The organism is Actinophytocola algeriensis (assembly GCF_014203735.1).
Taxonomy (GTDB): Bacteria; Actinomycetota; Actinomycetes; order Mycobacteriales; family Pseudonocardiaceae; genus Actinophytocola; species Actinophytocola algeriensis.
Window position 1 is genome coordinate 784,066 of the sequence record NZ_JACHJQ010000002.1, and the last position, 21,060, is coordinate 805,125.

Below are 21,060 nucleotides of genomic sequence, written 5' to 3' on the forward strand. Positions count from 1 at the left end.
CCGTCACGGCGCCGCACCGTCGATCCGGTTCGCCTGCAGGAACGCCAGCACCGCGAGCACGCGCCGGTGGTGCACGGTCGCGTCCCCCGGCAGGCCGAGCTTGGTGAAGATCGCCGCGACGTGCTTCTCCACGGCCTTGGCCGAGATGTACAGCTCGCCGGCGATCGCGTTGTTCGCGCGACCTTCGGCCATCAGCCGCAGCACGTCGGTTTCCCGTTCACTCAACGAGGCCAGCGCCGTGCCGGTCTGGGAAGCGCCGCCCTTCACCAGCCGCCGCGCCAGTACCGGTTCGATCACGATCTCGCCCGCCGCGATCCGGTCCAGCGTGTCGCCGAGCACCCGCACGCCCGCGACCCGTTCCTTGAGCCGGTAGCCGATCCGCTCCGCGCCGATCTCCAGCACTCGCATGAGGTAGTGCGTCTCGGCGTAGTGCGACAGCAGCAGGATCCCGGTGTCGGGGCGCAGTGCGCGCACGCGTTCCGCGGTCTGCAGCCCGCCGTCGGGACCCGGGGGCATCCGGATGTCGAGGATCGCGACGTCGACCGGTTCGGCGGCGACGGCCGCCACGAGTGCGTCGCCGTCGGGGTAGCACCCGGCGACCTCGTGCCCGGCTGCCTGCAGCAACAGTGCGAGGCCTTCCCGGAACAGGGCACCGTCCTCGGCGACCGCTACGCGCATCGCAGCACCGCCCGGTGTTCGCGGCGCTCGCGGGTGCCCGGTTCCCGGTCGGTGATGGTCACCCGCACGATCCGCCGTCCTCGCACGCGCACTCGCACCACGCTACCGGGCCGCAGTGTGTGAAAGTGGTCGGCGACGAGCAAACCGGTGCGGGACCTGGCTTCCGCGCTCAGTTCGGTGCGGGGCAGGTCGAGCAGGATCCGCAGCCCGCGGTGTTCCGCGACGGCCAGCAGGCCCGGCCCGAGGCCCGCGGTCGCGAGCACCGGCGGGTAGATCACGGTGCCGACGTGGCGGAGGTCTTCGAGGATGCCGGTGAGCCGGTCCTGCGCCGCCGCGATACGTTCCTCCACGTGCGTGTCCCCGACCGTCGCGGAGATCATGCCGAGTTCCAGTGCCAGCGCGGACATGTCGGCGACGGCACCGTCGTGCAGGGTCCGCTCGAGACCGAAGCGGTGCCGCACGTCGGCGCGGCCGGGTGGCCGGAGCAGACCGGGCAACGAGGCGCCGAGACGGCGCGGCCAGCGGGCGAAGCGGTGCACTCTGCCAGGGTTGTCGTACCGTGCACGCGCGGCAAGGGTGCCGCCCCTCTTCCCAGGTAGGGATATCCCCCGCACCATGTTGCTCCGTACTGTAATCAACCTGCGCTTGTGTGTGATTGACTTGACTTGCGTGGGGTTGCTTTGATGACGAGACCGATCACATGGAGGTGTCGTGCGGTACGCCGTGGGTATCGATCTTGGCACCACGTTCACCGCCGCGGCGGTGGGGGACGCGGCCGGGACGCGGATGGTGGCGCTCTCACCGGAGATCGTGGTGCCGTCGGTCGCCTGCCACACCCCGGACGGGACGCTGCTCACCGGCGCCGCCGCCGTGACCTCGGCAGCCGACGACCCGGCACGGCTCGGCCGCGGGTACAAGCGCAGGCTCGGTGACCCGACCCCGCTCATGCTCGGAGGCGCCGCCTACTCACCGGCCGCGCTGATGGCCGCCCAGCTGCGGACCTCGCTCGACCAGGTCGCGCACCTCATGGGCGGCCCGCCGGAGTCGGTGGTGCTGACCTGTCCCGCGATCTGGGGTCCGTACCGGCGCGAGCAGTTCGCCGAGGTGCCCAGGCTGGCGAACATCGCCGAGTACTCGCTCATCACCGAGCCGGAGGCCGCGGCCCGGCACTACAGCCGCGAACGCACGCTCGGCGACGGCGAGGTCGTCGCCGTCTACGACCTCGGCGGCGGCACGCTCGACACCACCGTGCTGCGGATGCGGGCCGACAGCATGGAGATCCTCGGCACGCCGGAGGGCATCGAGCACCTCGGCGGCATGGACTTCGACGACGCGCTGCTCGCCCACCTCGACGAGAAGCTCGACGGCGCGATCAGCAGGCTCGACCCGATCGACCCGGTCGCGGCCGACGCGCTCGCCCGGATCCGCGCGCTCTGCGTGCGCGCCAAGATCGAGCTGTCCACCGAACCGGACGTGACGCTGGCCGTGCCGCTGCCGTCCGGACCGCGCGAGGTGACGGTCACCCGGCTGGAGTTCAACGCGGTGATCCGCCCGTCGGTGGAGCTGACGGTCAGCGCGCTGCGGCGCACGATCGCGTCCGCCGGCCTGCGCGACGACGACCTCTCCGCCGTCCTGCTCGCGGGCGGCTCGTCGCGGGTGCCGCTGGTGACGCAGCTGGTGTTCGAGGAGTTCGACAGACCGGTGCGCGTGACGCAGCACCCGAAGTTCACCGTCGCCCTCGGCGCGGCCGCGGTCGCCGCGCAGGTACTGGACAAGCCGGCGCCCGCGGTCGCACCGGCGCCCCCGCCCGTCGAACCGGCCGTCGCGCCCGCGCGGGCGCGGCGGCGCTGGCTCGTGCCCGCGAGCGCGGCGGCGGTCGTCGTGGTCGGCGCGCTGGTCGCCACGCTGATGCTGACCGGTGACGACGGCGGGCACACGGTCGACGCCGCCGCCAACACGAAAACCCAGGAGCAGACCCGGGGGCGGACCACCACGACCACCGAGGGGGCCACGGCCTCCGCGTCCGGCACCGTCGCGGCCCCGGGCACCGGTTCCGCGCAGGGGTCGGTGGAGGCGCCGCCACCGCTGCCCGAGCCGCTCACCGTGTTCGGCGACAAGCTGACCCCGCCCTACCGCGCGTTCATCGCCTCGCCGGAGAAGTGGGACGGCACCGAGCTGGTCGGCACGTCCACCGCGCAGCACGCGGCGATCTCCGCGACCTCGGGTGACGGGCTGCGGGTGACATGGCACGGCGGGACGCCCGGCCAGGTGTACCTGCAGACGGTGAACTCCACCAAGGACCTGTCGCCGTACGTGGACAACAAGGGTGCGCTGCGGTTCGACGTGCTGGTGCACGAGTCCGGCTCCGGCACGACCTCGATCGCCGCGCACTGCCGCTACCCGTGCGCCGCCGAGCTGAACGTCACCGAGCTGTTCCAGCGGCTGCCGGTCGGCAAGCAGACGGAGATCGAGATCCCCTTGAGCTGCTTCACCGAGATGGGCCTCAACAAGGCCTTCGTCGACACGCCGTTCCTCGTCTACGCCCAAGGCCCGCTCGACGTGACGTTCCGTGACATCCAGTGGGTCGCGGGTGGCGAGGATGACCCGAATGCCATCCCCTGCTCCGACCTTTCGTGACGCTGAGTTGGTCAATGGGGTTATCCCTACCCGAGGGGGCGGGATAACCTCCTGACCTGGGGGGATAGACCCAGCGACTTCCCTGTCCGCCGGCGCGAGGCTTCTCGTGAAGCCAAGCGAGACGGGGAGGTCGGGGACATGGGAAGCAACTCCGGTGTCGGTGCCAGTGCCAGTGCCAGTGTCGGTGTCGGGGTCGGTGCGGATGTCAGCATCCACGCGGTCATGAGCGCCCACGGCGCCGCTCTGCACAACTACGCCACCCGACTGACCGGCGGCGACCGGCACGCGGCCGAGGACGTCGTGCAGGAGACGTGGGTGCGGGCCTGGCGCCACCTCGACCGGCTCACCGAGAACCACGGCTCGGTCCGCGGCTGGCTGATGCGCGTCGCGCACAACATCGCCGTCGACCAGCACCGCGGCCGCCGTGCCCGGCCCACCGAGGTCGAACTGCCCGACCAGGACCTCGAGTACGCGGTGGTCCTGCCCCCGGCCAGCGACGAGGTGGAGACGCGCGTGGTGGTCGGCGCGATCCTCGACGGCCTCTCCCCCGTGCACCGCGACACGCTCGTCGAGGTCTACTACGCCGACCGCACCGCCGCGTCCGCCGCCAAGGCGCTCGGCGTGCCGTCGGGCACCGTGAAGAGCAGGCTGCACAACGCTTTGCGGGCGCTGCGCGCCGTGGTCCCCGAACGGCAGCTCGAAGCCGCCTGACCCGTCGCTCCACCCGACGAAAGCCCACCGGGGCCCTCGCGCCCGGTGGGCTTTCGTGGTGCGCTCAGCCTGGATCTGCCTCTGTTCTCGGCGGGCGGGTGTGCCCTCCGGGGGCTCCTCGCCGGAGGGGCAGGTCTCTGGGATGGCTTCTCGGTTTGGCGGTTCGCTTGCGTTGGGTGCGGGTCTGCCTGCCATCCCGTCGACCTCCCTACGGGCTATCACACCGGATCAAGGGGGCGGTTCCGAGTTTTGCTGCCGGTTTGGGTTGTTGGTGCCCCCTTGATCCGGTGTGATCGGGCTTCGCCAGGTCGACGGGATGGCAGGGAGCCCCTTTGTGGTCGGCTTCCACCCTATGCTCGGTTGGCCTTCATGCCGTGAAAGGCACTTTCGGGACGTGGCCCGATGTCATGAAGGGGCCCTTCATCACGGTGGGCACAACGAAGGGGTCCTTCATCACACCGGGCGTTACGAAGGGGTCCTTCATCACGGTGAGCACAACGAAGGGGTCCTTCATCACACCGGGCGTTACGAAGGGGTCCTTCATCACACCGAGCGTCCCGAAGGGGGCTCGTGCATCGTTGCTGTCTCGAAAAGCGTCTTCGGGGCATCCCGCTCCACGCGTCTTTCACGGCACTGGGTCCGGGCGGGGTGGGGCCGGCACGTCGTCGGGCAGCAGCACGCACAGGTCGTCCATCGTCGGGTCGGTCAGCGAGCGGGTGCGGCGGGCGTGGTGCGCGATGGCCGCGTCCAGGACCTGCCGGGCGTAGCGGCCGTTGCCGAACGACTCGCCGCGGCGCATCTTCGCGAAGTGCGTGCGCAGGGCGGCGACGGTGGGGCCGGTGCACTCGTAGCCCGCGTCGGTGGCGTGCTGGTTGACGATGGTGACCAGCTCGTCGGGCGTGTAGTCGGCGAACCGCACCCGGTGGGAGAACCGGGACGACAGACCGGGGTTGGCCGCGAGGAAGCCACCCATCTCCCGTTCGTAGCCCGCCGCGATCACCACCACCTCGTCGCGGTGGTCCTCCATCAGCTTCACGAGCGTGTCGATCGCCTCGCGGCCGAAGTCGTGGCCGCTCCCCCGGCTCGAGGACAGCGTGTACGCCTCGTCGATGAACAGCACGCCACCACGCGCGCGGTCGAACGCCTCCGTGGTGCGCCGCGCGGTGTGGCCGACGTACTCGCCGACCAGGTCCGCGCGGGCGACCTCGGTGACCTGTCCCTGCGCCAGCACACCCAGCGCGGCGAGGAGCGACCCGTACAGCCGCGCCACGGTCGTCTTGCCCGTGCCGGGCGGCCCCGCGAAGATCAGGTGCCTGCTCACCGACGGCGCGGGCAGGCCCATCGCCTGCCGTCGCCGCGCCGAGGCGAGCAGGTCGACCATGTCGGACACCTCGGCCTTCACCTCGTCCAGCCCGACCAGGCCGCGCAGGGTGGCGAGCAGCTGCTCGATCCGTTCCTCGTCCACCCGGCCGGCACCCGCGCCGACCGACGAGCCGGGCAGCGGCCCGAGGTCGTCGGGCATGAGCCTGGTGAGCGCGACGTGCCCGGCCTCCGGATCGTCGGCGAGCCGGTAGGCCTGCCTGCCGAGCATCTCCTCGAACACCTTCCGCGCGGTGCGGCCGTTGCCGAACGCGGCGTCGCGCGGCAGGTTCGTGAAGTAGGTGTGCAGTGCGGCCCTGGTCTCGAACTCGAGGCGGTAGTCGTGGCCGCGGCACAGGCCCTCGACGATCGTGACCAGCTCGGCGGAGGAGTAGTCGGCGAACTCGATGGTGCGGGAGAACCGCGACGACAGACCGGGGTTGGCGGCCAGGAACGAGCGCATGTCGTTGGTGTAGCCCGCGACGATCACCACGACCTCGTCGCGGTGGTCCTCCATCAGCTTCACGAGCGTGTCGATCGCCTCGCGGCCGAAGTCCGGTCCGCCCCCGCTGCCGTTGCCCGCCGACAGCGTGTACGCCTCGTCGATGAACAGGACGCCGCCGACGGCCTTGGTGAACATCTCGGTGGTCTTGATCGCGGTGCCGCCGACCACCGACGCGACCAGGTCCGGGCGCGCCACCTCGACCAGCTGACCGGACCTGAGCACACCGAGCGCGGTGAGGATCCGGCCGTACAGCCGGGCCACGGTGGTCTTGCCGGTGCCGGGGGCGCCGGTGAACACGAGGTGCCGCGACAGCGGCGGTGACGGCAGCCCGGCCCTGGCCCGCCGCTCGGACATCTGGTGCAGCCGCACCAGCGTCTCCACCTCGCGCTTCACCCCGTCCAGCCCGACGAGCCCGGACAGCTCGCCGAGCAGGTCGACGAGCTCCTCCGCGTCCTTCGGGCCGTGGCCCTTCTCCTCGGACCCGGTCCTGAGCGACGGCGTGGCGCCGCCGGGCAGCTGGGCGTCGTCGCCGAGGTTGCGTTCCACCACGTTGTCGCCGACCTCGACGTCCTGGTCGGACAGCACCGCGATGCCGTCGCCGAGGTTGTCCCGGACCGCGCAGCCCGCGATCGAGCCGTCCGCGTGCCCGTGCCACGTCACCCCGGACTGGCACTCCCGCACCTCGCCGCCCTCGACGACGAGCCGCCCCTGGTCGCGGGCGGTGAGCCCGGCCGAGGCGGCACCGACGACGCGGCAGTCGGTCACCGTCGCCCTGGCCTGGCGCTCGACGACCACGCCGTTGCCCGAGCCGCCGTTGATCTCGCAGCCCGCCAGCCGGATGGTGCCGTCCTCGCCCGCGACGACCGCGTCGTGGCCGGTGCCGGTGAACACGCACTCGGAGAGGTCGCCGGTCGCGCCGTCGAGCACCTGCACCGCGTGCCCTCTGGCGCTGTCGACGGTGACCCGGTCCAGCTCGACGGACGCGCTCTGCACCACCACGATCGCCTGCGCGGTCGTGTCGCGCACGCGGCAGTCGCGCAGCACCGGCCGCGACCCGCCTGCCGACAGCAGGGCCACCCCGTCCACATCGGAGATCTCGGTGCCGGTGGCGACCAGCGCGCCGTGCTCCTCGACGACGATCGCGGTGCCGGTGATGTCGCGGACGCGGCACTCGCGCAGCTCGACGACGCCGCGGTCGGCTGCCAGCACGGCGCCCTTCGCGTCGGTCACCGCGCAGTCGGTCAGGGCGGCGGAGCCCGATGAGCGGGCGACGACCGCGGTGGTGGCCACCTCGGTGAGCGTGCAGCCGGACAGCTCGGCCCGTGCGCCGTCGAACACCAGCACGCCGGCGCCGCCCTTGTTGCGCACGGTGGTGCCGTCCGCCCGGAACTGCGCGTCCTTGCGCGCGACGACCGCGACCTCGGAGTCGGCCGTGATCACGCATTCGTCCAGGCGCAGCGCACCGGCCCGGAGGTCGACCGCGACCTCGCCGTCGCGGTGCGCGAACTCGATCCCGGACACCTCGACGTGCTCGACGGCCACCCGCAGCACGGCCTCGCCGACGGACTCGACGCGCACGTCGCCCGCCGAGCCGGAGCCGGACAGGGTGACGTCCCGGTCGAGCACGATCGACTCCGGGTACACGCCGGGCCGCACCGAGATCACGTCACCGTCGCGGGCCGCGCTGATCGCGTCGCCGATGGTGCGGTAGCAGTCCGGCTCGGTCGGGGACACCCCGAGCATGGAGCGCACACCGGTCATCCTCGCCACGTCGGGTCCTCCTGGTCGGTCGGGTTGAGCGCCACGCGCACGTGGTGGCGGACGAGGGGCGAGAGCTGCGCGCCCGCGGGCTCGGTCGCCATCGCGTGGACCGCGAGCTCGGGGTCGGGCGCGAGCTGGTAGCGGTCGAGGTAGTACCCGCTCGCGTCGGACCAGACCCAGGTGCCGTCGGAGCGCAGGCCCGCGGGCACCGCGCCCGCCGCGCCGGAGAGCACGTCGGTCAGCCTGCCGTTCGCGGCGAGCACGACCTCGCCGCCCGCCAGGAACTCCAGCAGCCGCCCGCGTTCCGCGGGGTCGACGACCAGCTCGTGGTCGGGTGCGAACCAGGGGCCGCGCACCCCGGCCCCGTCGAACGCGCGGGCGACGTGCACGGGGGTCCCCGGCGTCGCCGACCACAGCAGCGTGGCCGCGAGCAGCGCCCGCTCGTGGTAGTCGGGCAGCTCGGTGTCCGGCCCGAACACCTCCACCTTGGGTGTGTCCTCGAGCCGGGCCAGCGCCTTCTGGCCCGCGGCGGCGACCGAGGGCAGGTCGGTGTCGTCGGTGTCTTCGGTGGCCTGCACCAGGTACACGCGATCGGAGCCGTCCCTCGTGGTGGCCCAGCAGGCGGCCGCGTGCGTGCGGACCGCGGCGACCAGTGTCCGGTCGGCCTTCTCGTAGCCGCCGGGCTCCGGCGCGAACGTGTACGGCCGCGACTTGGTCTTCTCCTCCGGCAGCACGTCGAGCAGTGCGGTGAGCCGTGCGGTGTCGTCGTCGGCGAGCGCCTCCCGCGCGATGACGAGCCAGCCGTCCGGCGCGCGGCCTGCCAGCGCGAGCAACTCCCGGTGCTGATCCACACGTCCTCCCATGCCGCCGCTCATCCCGCCCGCTCAGCCCGCTTCGGGCAGCGCGCCGAACCACTTGCTGGTCGCCGCGGTCGCCACGGCCTCCTCGCGTACCGCGGCGGCCGCGAGCAGCCGGGTCAGCGCGGCCTCCGGGGCGGCGCCGTCCTCGGCGAGCAGGACACGCCGGACCGGCGTCGGCGCGACGGCGAGCACCCGCAGCCGGGTGTGCCCGGAGAGCACGACGTCGACGCCCCGCTTGGGGGCGGGTTCCCGGTCGTCGTCCGGTTCCGCGGGCGGCGGGTCGTCGAGCAGCCCGTCGAGCCGGCGGGCCGTGGTCGTCCAGATCAGTGCCTCGGCGGGCCCGACCGGTTCCGGGGCCGTGACGGGCGCGGCGACCAGCGGCGTCGGCAGGCGGATCACAAACTCGGGCCGCAGGTCGGTGCCTGCCGGGATGCCGCGCACCACGACGGCGCGTGCCGTCGGCAGCCGCCGCAGCCCGTCGGCGAGGCACACGTAGAAGTCGGCGTCGTAGTCCCCAGCCGGGTCGTCGGCGAACACCCGCACGACGGCCAGCTCGGCGAGCAGCGCCGCGTGGTCACCGGCGCCGAACCGCAGGCCGGGCCGCTCGGAGAGCAGCCGGGTGACCGCGCGGGTCGCGATGTCGTAGCGGGAACCAAGCTTGGCGCGCATGGCGCGCCGCTGCGCGACCGTGCTGCGCACGTGCTCGGGCACCTCGATCGCCGCCGGGCCACCGCTCCCCGCGGGCCGGGCGAACTCCCGGCCGGGCAGCAGTCCGGTGACGGACGCGACCGGCCGCGCGGCGGGCTCGGCCGCCTGCTCCGGCTGGGCGACGGGCACGACCGCGGGCACGGCGGTGGCCGCGGCGACGCTGGGGATCCCCGCGCTGACCGCCGCGGCGACGTTCGCCAGGTCGGCCAGGTGGGACTCCTCCTCGTCCCCGCCCGCGCCGACGACGACCACGGTGGTTTCCCTCGTGGTGTCCCGGGTGTGGCCCGCGACGGCCGGTGCCACGACCCCGGGCACGACGGGCTGGACCACCGCGGCCTCGCGGTCCGCGTCGGGCACCCCGGGCGCGGCCGACGCCGTGAACCCGGTCGCCACGGGCTCGTCCACGCTCACGGCCTCCTCGGCGGGCGCGGCGGACGGCGCGAACCTGGGTGGCTCGTCCGGGACGGTGGTGGCGTCCAGCACCGGGCCGACGGCGGGCGCGAACCCGTCCACCACGCGCACGGGGTCCAGGGTCGTGTGCACGGTGGCGTCGTCACCGGTCGCCACGAACTCGGGCGCCTCGGTCTCCTCCTCGTCCTGCTCGGGCGCCACGGCCGCGAAGGTCCGCTCCTCCTCGTCCACCTCCTCGGCGACGACCAGCACCCCGTCCCGGATGTCCAGTGCCGCCGTCGGGGCGGGCACCGCGGGCAGCGGCGCGACGGGCGCGGTGAAGACCACGCGGGGTGCCGGGACGGCGAGGATCGGCGCCTCGGGCACGATCCGGCCGTCTGCGGTCACGACGACCCGGCCCACGGGCGGCACGGCGTGGTCCCGTCCTGGTGCGGTGCCGTCGAGCAGGGTGACGGCGGTCGCGACGTGGTCCGCGGCCTCGACACCGGTGAGCGCCGCCGCGGCGGCCTCGTCGGCGGGCAGGATGCGCAGCGCCGCTCTCGTGTCGGCGGGCAGTTCGGGGACCAGGCGGTCCAGTGCGGGCAGCACGCCGTCGGGCACCGGACCGTCGGTGGCGAACACGATGTCGGCGGTCGGCCCGGTCTCGGCCGCCAGCGCGGTCAGGACCGCGGGGTCGGGGCGCACCGTCTCCGGGCGCACGACCAGTCCCCGCGCCACGACGTCGACCCGCCAGCCCGGCACCAGCCGGAACGACCCCGGCTCTGCCATGGGCAGGCGCGGCGGCGCGACCCACCGGTCCAGCACCGGCGGGGCCCCGCCGGGCCGGTACACGCTCTCCACCGCGAACGGCCGCCAGCGGGCCGTGCCGTGCTCGTCGACGTGCACCAGTCCGCTGTCGCCCGGCACGCCGTGGGCCACCCGCACCGGCGTGCCGAGTGCGTCGGCGACGGCGCGGGCCAGCTCGCCCGCCTGCCCGGCGGCGCCGTACCAGGCGAGGACGGCGCGGTCGCGTGCCTCGTCGGGCAGCGTGCGCAGCACCTCGGCCACGGTCTCCCCGGCCGGTGGCCGCTCACCCGGCGCGCCGAGCACGACGTACATCCGGTCGCGGTCGGGCACCTGCCGCAGCAGCGGGTCGCCGGGCCGGACCTCGCTGCCCGGGCGGCGCAGCCACAGCCCGACGGGCACGTGGGTGAGGTGCTCGGCCTCCTCCGGCAGTCCGTCCTGCCACCACGGGGCGGGGAACCGGGCGCCGACGCGGGTGCGCCTGCCACCCGGCCGGTACGACACCCAGCCCGCTGCCGGTCCGGGGACGAACACGCTGCCGTCCGCGAGCCCGACCGGGTCGCCGTCGGCGGCGGTGACCTCGACACCGAGCCGGTCCGCGAGCAGCCGGGCGGGCGGCAGGGTCCCGTCCGCGCCCATCGACCCGAAGCCCGGCGCCACCACGCACAGGTCGCCACGCACCTCGTCGGCGAGATCGGCGACGACCCACGGGTCGAGCCGCCGCATCGCGTCGACGGAGGAGGCGCCCACGACGACGAACGTGCGGTCCCGCTTTGGTGGCAGGTTCGCCGCCAGCAAGACCGCGGCGCCGTCGGCGTCGAGCCTCCCGACGACGAGCGCGTGCCGGACCCGTTCAACGGTGATCTCCACACGGCCTCCTCCCACTCATCCCTGACACGGTCGGGAGGCCGCGAAGAGTTCACTCACACGGGAAGCGGCCGTCCGGTCGGGGTGAACCGCAGCGGTTCGGGTTCCTCCGCGTCGGCACCGATGACGAGCGCGATCACATCCCGGCCGGTCATCGCGGCGAGCTCCGCGGCGAGCGCGGCGGTGACGGTCGCGCCGACGAGCCGCAGCCCGCCGAGCGAGGGCACGAGCCTCCCGCCGTTGTCCGGCACCGGGATCTCCTCCCCCGCCGCCGCTGCCGCGCGCAGCTCGTGCACGCGGACGGCGCGCTCGTGCTCGGCGAGCGCGTACGGGTCGCTGCTCGACGGTGCCGGGGGCGGCTGGGTGCGCGACCCGGTGATGAACTCGTTGCCGGCGTCCAGCGGGATCGCGTAGACCCGGTCGAGGTCGGGCAGCGCGCCGGGCCCGGCAGGCACGACCGTGCCAGCCTGACTGTCCACAATGGAAATCTCGCCGTGGTGGTTCACGACGTTCCACGCGTGTCCCCGGCCGGTGCGCGGGAAGCCGAACACGAGCGCGTCGGACCCGTGACCGCCGCGCCGGATCCGGTCGATCACCTCGGCGAGCCCGTCGGCGCCGCGCCCGACCAGTTCCGGCGCGTACCCCAGCTCCTCGGCGGCCGCCGTCGCGCCACTCGCCGGCCCCCGCGGGGCGCTGCCCGCGACGCGCGGGTCGCCGTGCCAGGTCGCGTGGAACGCGAGGGAGGCGTCCACGCAGTTGACGTCGCGGCCCAAATCCGTGCGCGTGCCGTTGACCAGCGCGGCGAAGTCGGCCGGGTCGGTGAACCGCGAGCCGGGCGGCACGGCGGCACGCAGCGCGTCGACGTCCGCCTGGGACGGTGGTACCAGCCGTTCCGGCACGGGGCGGGTCGCGGGTGGTTCGTAACGGGTGGACGGGCCGTCGGCCTCGAAGTCGTCGCGGGATCGCTTGCCCGGTCCGGATTCTGCTGGGGTGTGGCCCGTGTTCGCGGTGTCTTCGTGGGCCGGTGGTTGGTTCGCGGTGTCGAACGCGGCGCCGAGCTGGTCCGTCGAGCCGGGGGCGGCGCTGCGCTGGTTGCTCGTGACCGGGCCGCCGTCGGGCTGGAACTCGTCGCGCGATCGCTCGCCGATCCCCGCTTCCGCGGCGGGGTCGGGCAGTGGGTTCGGCAGCTGTCGGCGCGCCGCCTGTTCCGCAGCGGGCCGCTCGACGGACAGTTCGGTCTGATGCTCCGGTGGGAGGTTCCCGAGCGCGTCCTGAGCGTCGTCGACTCGCGTCGTCCGGGCTGGGTCCGGGTTCGGGTCCCGGGTTTCCGGCTGTCGGCTCCCGCCCTGCTCGTTCGCAGGCGCCTTGCCCTGCTGCTCCACGGACTGCTCGTTGGCGGGCGCCTTCCCGTTGCCGCTGTTCGGGTCGACGAACTGTTCGGGCGCCGAGGCTTTGCCTCGATGGTCGGCCGGTGCCGAGTACAAGTCGTCCGAGTCGTCGAAGGACGGCGCCTTGCCGTTGCCGTCGTTCGGGGCGGGCAACTGTTCCGGGGCCTTGCCCTTGCCGGACGTCTGGTCGTTGTTCCGCGGTCCCGACGACGAGCCCTGGTCTCCCCTGCTGGAATCCGGCGGCTGGAGGTTGTTCGACCCACCACCGTTGTTCGACCCGCCACCCTTGCTCGACCCACCACCGCTGTCGGTGTTGGTGGTCGTCGTGGTTGCCGGTGGCGGTGGTTCCGGGAGGTCGTCGACCGCCGCGTGGATGGCGTCCGGGGTGAGAGGGGAGGCCGGGTCGACGGTGTACGCGGTCGGGCGCATGTCCCTCGGCAGCGTCCCGACGAACGACCGCACATCGCCCAGCCCCACACCGTCCGCCACGTGCAGCGTCCGCCCCGGCGCTGTGGACGCGGGCGCGGGCGGCGCGGCCTGACCAGCGTGGTGCAACACGGCCCCGGCCGCGTCGCGGGTCACCGTGAACCCGTCCGGCGCCGGCTTGTTCGCGTGGTGCCACACGTCCGAGATGGTGATCAGCCGCTTGTCCAGCGCCTCCTGTTCCCACACCCGGACGTGGAGGTCATCCCGCGAACCGATCCTCACCACCGTGTGGGCGTCGGGACGGTTGCCGAACACGCCGCGCATCGACTCGACCGCCGAGTGGGTCCAGTTGGAACCCTTGCGGGTCACGTCGCTGTAGAAGTCGGCGTTCGCCAGGAACAGGTACGACCTGCCCGTGTACTTGACGCCGTCGGTGCCGCCGGTCTTCGACGACGTCGCGGTGGTGACGTCGTTGGTGATGTTCTCCGACACCGGCGGGCCCGTGCCGACCGTCGTGGGACCCGCGGCGCCGGTGTTGGACGTGCTGCCCGCGAAGAACGGCAGCGACGGACCATAACTCGTGGACACGGTCGTCGTCGTGCCCTCGGGTTTGCCTTTCTCGTGTTCCTGCGACAGGTTCATCTCCGTGCCCTCCGGCAGGGCCTGGACGAACCGGAAGCTGTTCTGGTGGAAGTCGGCGGACAGGCCGTAGTCGAACAGCTTGTCGTAGAAGGTGTTCTTGCCGCCGACGGTGTTCTCGGAGTGGTACTTGTCGCCGGTGAAGATGGCGTTCCCGCCGCTGTGGATCGACGAGCCCTTCGTCATGGTGTGCGCCACGTACTCCGAGTTGCTGCCCGGCCTGGTGTAGCTCGTCGTGTTGTTCGCGGCCGTGTCGATCTGGGTCTGCGGCACCGTGCCTGCCGGCAGCTTCTGGTTGCCGAGCTGCGCGTACAGCGCGTCGTGGATCGCCTTGGCGGTGTCGGCGCCGATCGACTCGAGGCGCCAGCCGCCCTTCGGGTCGAACATCGGGGTCGGCCGTGCCGGTTGTGCGGGCAGCACGTCGAACGTGGGCGTCGCCCCCGGCCGCGTCAGCGGCGGCGACGCGTCAGCGCTCGGGGACAGCAGGTCGACCGACCCCGGCAGGTTGAACGCGGGGGCCGTGCGGTCCATGTCGAACTGGCTGGGCACGCCGAGCAGCGGCGTGTCGACCAGCGGCATCGGGGCGCGTCGACGGGTGATCGTCAGCTGGTAGTCGACCTCGTGGCCCGTCCTGCCGACCTTGTCGGTGTCGACCTGCGTGTTGACCTTGTCGCTTTCGCTGCTCGGCAGGACCTCGTCGGTCTTCCACGTCTTGCTGCCACCGAACACCTGCGGGGTGAACGAACCGGTCGACGCACCGGCGTTCGGCTGCGACTGCCGCACCACCCCGTTCGCGTCCGGCTGCCCCGGCGGGACCGAGGGCACCTGACGGCTGTTGAACCCCGCCTCGATCGCGGCAGCGGCGCTCCACGCGCTGTTCTTCTTGTCCTGCACGGACGAGGTGACGTAGTCGGCGTTGCTCTGCTTGTCCGGGTCGATCGGCCGGGCAGGCGGCGCGGGGTGCGGCCGGTTCGACTCCTGCGCGGTGACCCGGATGTCGACAACGTCCTCCAGCGCGGCACCGGAGTTCGGCACGGAGATCACACCGCCGTGCCCCTGGCCGCCCACGAGCACGTCCTTCAGCCACACGTGCCCGCTCGGGCTGTTCAGCATCTTGTCGATCTGGCCGAGGATGTCGGCGCGCCACTTCCCGCTCGTGACGCCGAGGTTGTCGAGCGTGGTCTCGACCTGCGTGAGCGGCCCGTTGAGCGTGGCGCCGACGACGGTGGTGTCGCTGTAGGAGGCGTAGCCGGTGTTGCCCGCCAGCAACGTCTGCGCTGGGTTGGCCATGGGGGTCTTCGCGTCGGGCAGCGCACCCGCGAGGTCCGTCGGCACCGGCACACCGGCCGCGCCGAACAGGTCGATGGCGTGCGCGACCGGCATCTCCACGATGACACCGTTCGGCTGGTCGACGGTCACCGGCAGGTCGGTGAACGGCCTGGTCCTGATGACGTTGCGGATGTTCATGTCCGCCTCGTACGTGTACCGGGCGTCCATCAGCACGAACGCGGTGGGGCCCTTGTACTCGTACGCGTGCTTGGCGCCGCTGGTGAGGTCGACGGCGTGGCTCTTGCCGCCCTTCCAGCCGCCGCCGAGGACGCCGCGCAGCAGGGCGGCGACGTTGCCGTCGCGTTTGGACGCGTAGCCGAGGCTGATCTCGGCGTCGATGCCGAAGGTGTTGGACTTGGTGCTGCCCGTGACGTGGTCGCCGGCCTGGTTGCGCTTCAGCGTGCCGTTGGGGCGGATGTCGATCAGGCGTGGCGCGGAGTAGTCGACCTTCGCCGTCAGGGCACCGTTGAAGTCGGTGAGCCTGCCGGTCTGCACCATCCGGCCGGTGCTCTTGGGGGCGCCGCCGATGCCCTGGGTCGCGGTGCCCCGGCTGCCCGCCTGACCGACGAAGTCGCGCACCGCGTCGTTGGAGGTGGTGTCCGGGCGGGTGAGCTCGGAGTTCTTGTAGTTGTAGGTCCTGGTGACCGGTGGACCGGCCGGGTTCGCCGGGTCGGGCCTCGACTCCGTGAACTGCTGCTGCCCCCACGAGGACCAGTTCCCGGAACCACTCGGCGGGATGCGGGTCGCGCCGGGGCCCGCCGTGGAGCCCGCCGCCGCCTCGACACGTTTCGCCATCGCGATGTACACGCCCTCGGTGGTGTTGGGCGTGACGTACACGTGCTCGACGTTGGTGTAGTCGCCGAACGCCGCGTGGTTGACGCGCGGCGGCGCGGTCGGCGGGGTGCCGAGGTAGATGCCGGGGTTCATGGTGCTGTTCGGCAGCGGCCGGGTGGCCCACTCCAGCTTGTCCGCGGCGGTCGCCACCTCGATCGCGTTGTGCACCGTCACGGTGCGCAGGTCGGCGCGCCCGGGCCGGTTGCCTGCGATGACCTGGTCGATGTCCGCCTTCTGCGGCCCCGTGATCCGGTTGTCGGCGGTCGGCCCGAACAGCTGGCGGTCGCCGAAGAAGAACCGCTGCGCCCAGTTCGGTGTCTTCGTGGAGCGGTGCACGGTGACGAACTCGACGTCGCCGGTGAAGTCGCGCAGGTCGCCGTCGTAGGTGCTCGCGCGGCCGTCCTTGCCGGTGTAGCCGGACTTGTTGGAGTGACCGCCTTCCCACGTGCCGGTGATCGAGGCGCGGGGCAGGCCGCCGGACGTGCTGGGCCCGCCCTGGTAGGGGTTCGGTAGACCGTCCTTCGGGGTGGCCTTCGGCGCGTTGGGGTTCGGGCTGTCGGTGCCGGTGAACAGGTGCGCGCCGCCGACGCCGAACCGGCCGGACCGCTTCGAGTCGTAGGTGCGGCGGAACTGGTCGGCGCTCTTGTCCTCGGCGCCCGACTGGGTCAGCCCGGACGGTGCGGTGGTGGTCGGCGGCACGGGACGGGCGTACACGTCGAGGACGTGGGTGCGGCCGCCGTCCTGCCAGGTGACCTGGTCACCGCCGTGCATGGCGTTGTAGATCGCGTCCCGCGCGCCGTTCTGGGAACCGAACTTGGTGTTGACCGCGGCCTGGCCCTTGGCGCTCAGGCCGTGCGACAGGTCGCGCGTGACGTTGGTCGTGTTGACCGACTGGATCGTGTCCTTGCCGAAGTAGTACGCGGTCGGCCGGTTCCCGGCGGCGTTGACGTTCTGGGAGCCGGACAGGTGCGGTGGGAGCGGCAGGCCGAGCGAGCGGGCGAGCGGCACCGGCACCTGGACCGAGCTCGACACGGTGTCCACCACGCCGTTGGCGCCACCGACGCGCATGGGCCGGTCGATCCGGTACACCAGCTCGGTGTCGCTCGTGGAGTGGCTGGTGCCGTGCTCGCCTGCGGGGTTGGTGCCGTCGGTGGCGCCGGTGCTGAAGTCGGTGAACGCGCCGACGAACCAGCCCTTCAGGCCGCCGTACAGGCCGGCGCCGAACGTGGAGTCGCTGCCCCTGGTGGTCGACGAGCTGTTGGAATGGCTGTTGGAGTGCGAGTGGTCGACGCCGGAGGTGCCGACGAGCGTGATCGTGGGCGGTCCGGTGGGCGTGACGGCCACGTTGGTGCCGCCCACGGTGACCTGCGCGGGGTGCTGGTTCCGGGTGAGCAACTGGGTGTGGAGGACCTGCGCGGCGGTCGCCGTGTCGCCGAGCGTCGGCACGAACGACCGCGGGACGGTCACCGGCACGGGTGTCAGCGACCCGAACGCGCCGTTCGGGACGGGGTTCGGGGTGAGGACGTTCGTACGGGTGATCGAGGGCAGCCGCAACCCGGTCTGGACAGGTGCCGTCGCCGGTGGCTGTCCCGGCCGCGTTGCGGTGATCGACATGGTGGTCGGCACGTACGTCTGCTGGTTGGTGGTGCTGCTGCTCGAGGTGGTGCCGGAGTCGAACTTCTGGGCCCGCTTCACCACCCCGCCGACGTAGACCATCGGCCGGATCGCCCCGCCCACCGCGTCGATGGGGCTGATGAAGAGCACCGGGATGCGCACCGGCAGGCTGCTCGACGTCGACTGGCTGAGCGGGTTCGAGTTCTCCGCCGAGCTGTCGCGGGAGGTCGTGGCGGGCTGGTCGTGCTGCGGCGCGTACCGGGTGTCGGCCGGCCGGTGCAGGTCGGCGGTGAGTGAGACCGTGACCGGGCCCGTCGGCGTGGTGATGGTGAGCGTGCCGTCGTTGATGGCGTTCGCGAGGCCGTCCGGTCCGAGGTTGGTGAGCTGGGTGTTGACGGCGCCCGAGGGCGCCCCGGTCAGCCCGGCGAGCATGTCGGCGACCTGGTTCAGCGGCCCGAGCGTGTCGATGGTCAGCTCGGCGCCGGGCGGCAGCGAGGACAGCTGGGTGAGCCCGCGTTCGACCCCGCCCTGCTTGGCGGCGTCCGTGGCGTCGGTCTTGGCCTGCTCAGCGGTGGCGGCGTTCTGCTTGGCACTGTCCCGGGCGGTGTTCGCCCTGGTCTCGGCATCACGCGCGGTGTTCCGGTGGTTGGTGGCGGTGGTGATGTCGGTGGCGGCCGCCACCGCGGCGGCAGCGTTGTTGGCGATGGTGAGCTGGTTGTTGATCCGCCGCACGGCGGCGCCCGCGCTGTTGACGGCCTGCTGAGCCCGGTTCTGCGCGGCGACGGCGTCGTTGTGCGCGTTGGTCGCCGTGGTGTGCGAGGCCTGCGTGGCCGTGAGGTCGGCCTGCGCGGTGCGCACGGCCCGGCCCGCGGTGGCGATCGCCGCTTCCGTGGCGGTGATGGCGGCCTGGTTGGGGTTCTGCTGCCCGCGGAGGTTGGTGAGCTGCTGGTTCAGGTTCGCGCGGTGTTGACCGGCGTCCTGCACGCGCTGCTGCGCCCGGGCAACGGCGTCCGAGGTGCCGAGGACGGCGCCGTGCGCGTCGCGGACGGACCGGGCGATCGCGGGTAGGTGGCTCTGCGCCTGCCGGTGGGCGGCACGCGCCACGCCGAAGGCTGAGGCTACGTGGTCGCGGGCGGTGTCGGCTTCCCGTTGGATTTGGGGTAGTTGGGTGTTCGGCTGGTTGTTGTCTCGATGGTTGTCTTGGCTGTTGTCTTGATTGTCGCGTTGGTTGTTCTGGTGGGTCTGCTGGATGTTGTCTTGCTGGCTGTTGGTCTGCTGGCTCTTGTCCTTCGGTGCCGTGCTCTGTTCGCCGTTGTCCTGCTGACTGTTGCTCTGTTGGCCCTTGTCTTTGGGTGCCGTGCTCTGTTCGCCGTTGTCCTGCTGACTCTTGCTCTGGTCGCTCTTGTCTTTCGGTGCCGTGCTCTGCTCGCCCTTGTCCTGCTGACTCTTGCCCTGGTCGCTCTTGTCCTTCGGCCCCTTGGGCTGTTCACCATCGATCTTCGGGGTCTTGCTCTGCTGATCTTTGTCTTGCTGGCTGTTCTGCCGCTCGTTGTCCCTGGGTGCCTTGGTCTGCTCGCTCTTGTCCTGCTGGCTGGTGCTCTGCTCGCCGTCGGTCTTCGGCTTCTTGCCCTGCTGGATGTTGCTCTGGTCGCTCTTGTCCTGCGGCGCCTTGGGCTGCTCGCCGTCGATCTCCGGTGTCTTGCTCTGCTGGTCCTTGTCCTTCGGTGCCGTGCTTTGCTCGCTCTTGTCCTGCTGGCCGTCGACCTGCTCGCCGTTGGGGCCCTTGCTCTGCTCGCCGTCGTTCTGCTGACCGTCGCTCTTGTTCCGCGGCCCCCTGGGCTGCTCCCCGTCGACCTCCGGCGTCTTGCTCTGCTGACTGTCGTCCTGCTGGCTGTCGCTCTGCTCCCCGGTGTCCTTCGGGGACTCGCTCTGCTCCCCCTTGTTGTCCTGCTCGCTGTTGCTCTGGTCGCTCTTGTCCTGCGGCGCCTTGGGCTGCTCGCCGTCGATCTCCGGTGTCTTGCTCTGCTGGTCCTTGTCCTTCGGCGCCGTGCTTTGCTCGCTCTTGTCCTGCTGGCTGTCGCTCTGCTCCCCGGTGTCCTTCGGGGACTTGCTCTGCTCTCCCTTGTTGTCCTGCTCGCTGTTGCTCTGGTCGCTCTTGTCCTGCGGCGCCTTAGGCTGCTCGACGTCGACTTCTGGCGTGCGGCTCTGCTGACTGTCGTCCTGCTGACTGCTGCTCTGCCCGCCGTTGTCCTCTGGGAGCTTGCTCTGCTCGCCGTCGGTGTTCGGGCTCTTGCCTTGCTCGCCCTGGTCCCGCTGGCTGTCGCTCTTGTCCTGCGGCGCCTTGGGCTGCTCGCCGTCGATCTCCGGTGTCTTGTTCTGCTGGTTGTCGGCCTTCGGGGACTTGCTTTGCTCGCCCTGGTCGTTGCTCGGCTGGTCGTTGTCCTGGCGCTTGCGGACCGGTGGGGTGCGGTGGCGTGGGTTGGTGACCAGCTCGTGGGTCTCCACCGGGATGGGGGCCGGGGAGGTGTCGCCCAGGGCGGCGGCTGCCTCGGTCGTCATGGGGGTGCTCGGGCGGACCGGGGGCACGACCGGCGCGGAGGCGTTCGGCGTCGTCTTCGGGGTGGGTTTGGGGATTGGCGGGGGTTTGCGGGTGTTGGGCGGGGTGGGGACGCGGGTGCTCTGGGGCACGGCCGTCGGTGTGGTGGGCTGGTTGCCTCGGTCCTGGCCGGCGACCACCGGGGGTGGCTGTTGGGCGACCACCGGCGGTTGCTGGTTCGACGACTCCGGCAGCTGCTGTTGCTGTTCCGGCACCGGCTGCCGCGTCAGCGGGTCGACGTACTGCGGCTGGTGAGTGTCCTGACCGGACGGTGGGAGGTTCGGCTGCTGCCCGTTGCCGTCGAGCGGCAGGTGCCGCACCGTCGGCTGCTCCTGGTCGGGCAGCACCTGCGGGTTGGTTTGGTCCACCACCGACGAGTCCGAGTCATCGGTGGGCGGCTGCTCCACCTTCTCGACCGGTGGAGGCTGTTGGCTCGGCGCCACCGGCGGGTTCTCGCCGTCGATCGCCGGGGGCTGTTGTGTGAGCGACGTGTCGGACTCGTTGACGATCGGCTGCTCCACCTCCGGGTTCGGCTGGCCGACCAACGGCGGCGGCTGGGGCGGCGTCGCCGACGAGTCCGACCCGCTGACAATCGGCTGCTCGACCTGCGGACTCGGCTGCCCAACCAGCGGCGGCTGCTGGGATGGCGCCACCGGCGGGTTCTCCCCATCGACAGCCGGAGGCCGCTGACTCGGCACCTCCGGCTGATTCGTGCCATCCACCAGCGGCGGCTGCTGGGACGGCGTCAACGGCGAACCCGACCCGTCGACGACCGGCTGCTCCACCTGCGGATTCGGCTGCCCGACCAACGGCGGCGGCTGCGACGGCACCACCGGCGAGTTCTCGCCATCCACAACAGGAGGCCGCTGACTCGGCACCTCCGGCTGATTCGTGCCATCCACCAGCGGCGGCTGCTGGGACGGCGTCAACGGCGAACCCGACCCGTCGACGACC

9 protein-coding genes are annotated in these 21,060 nt (G+C 72.2%); 2 read left to right on the forward strand and 7 right to left on the reverse strand.

Going from position 1 to position 21,060, the window contains the following annotated elements; translation table 11 throughout:
- Window positions 1-3 precede the first annotated feature (3 nt).
- Together FHR82_RS09820 and FHR82_RS09825 are read right to left on the reverse strand one after the other, a co-directional pair.
- Window positions 4-678 (reverse strand): response regulator transcription factor, encoded by a 675-nt coding sequence (locus FHR82_RS09820; RefSeq protein ID WP_184809958.1) that lies wholly within the window; start codon window positions 676-678, stop codon window positions 4-6.
- Window positions 669-1,217 (reverse strand): histidine kinase, encoded by a 549-nt coding sequence (locus FHR82_RS09825; RefSeq protein WP_184809959.1) that lies wholly within the window; start codon window positions 1,215-1,217, stop codon window positions 669-671. The genes FHR82_RS09820 and FHR82_RS09825 overlap by 10 nt, the downstream gene beginning before the upstream one ends.
- 172 nt (window positions 1,218-1,389) lie before the next feature.
- Here FHR82_RS09825 and FHR82_RS47310 point away from each other — a divergent pair, with 172 nt between their 5' ends.
- Together FHR82_RS47310 and FHR82_RS09835 are read left to right on the forward strand one after the other, a co-directional pair.
- Entirely contained in the window at window positions 1,390-3,315 is a 1,926-nt protein-coding gene (locus tag FHR82_RS47310) for an Hsp70 family protein (protein WP_184809960.1), read from the forward strand.
- Window positions 3,316-3,453: 138 nt separating this feature from the next.
- On the forward strand, window positions 3,454-4,026 hold the full coding sequence (locus FHR82_RS09835) for a sigma-70 family RNA polymerase sigma factor (protein WP_184809961.1): 573 nt from the start codon (window positions 3,454-3,456) through the stop codon (window positions 4,024-4,026).
- A 367-nt stretch (window positions 4,027-4,393) separates the two neighbouring features.
- Here FHR82_RS09835 and FHR82_RS09840 read toward each other — a convergent pair whose 3' ends face one another.
- The 5 genes from FHR82_RS09840 to FHR82_RS09860 form a co-directional block, all read right to left on the reverse strand.
- Window positions 4,394-4,570, reverse strand: a complete 177-nt coding sequence (locus FHR82_RS09840; RefSeq protein WP_184809962.1) for a hypothetical protein — start codon at window positions 4,568-4,570, stop codon at window positions 4,394-4,396.
- A gap of 81 nt (window positions 4,571-4,651) precedes the next feature.
- The gene (locus FHR82_RS09845) at window positions 4,652-7,651 is read right to left on the reverse strand and encodes an AAA family ATPase (RefSeq protein WP_184809963.1); all 3,000 of its coding nucleotides are present in this window, start codon (window positions 7,649-7,651) and stop codon (window positions 4,652-4,654) included.
- On the reverse strand, window positions 7,648-8,502 hold the full coding sequence (locus FHR82_RS09850; protein WP_184809964.1) for a hypothetical protein: 855 nt from the start codon (window positions 8,500-8,502) through the stop codon (window positions 7,648-7,650). The genes FHR82_RS09845 and FHR82_RS09850 overlap by 4 nt, the downstream gene beginning before the upstream one ends.
- A gap of 33 nt (window positions 8,503-8,535) precedes the next feature.
- Window positions 8,536-11,283, reverse strand: a complete 2,748-nt coding sequence (locus tag FHR82_RS09855; RefSeq protein WP_184809965.1) for a hypothetical protein — start codon at window positions 11,281-11,283, stop codon at window positions 8,536-8,538.
- Between the two features lie 53 nt (window positions 11,284-11,336).
- Complete coding sequence (locus tag FHR82_RS09860) at window positions 11,337-20,960, reverse strand: toxin glutamine deamidase domain-containing protein (protein ID WP_221463589.1); 9,624 nt, start codon at window positions 20,958-20,960, stop codon at window positions 11,337-11,339.
- Window positions 20,961-21,060: the final 100 nt, after the last annotated feature.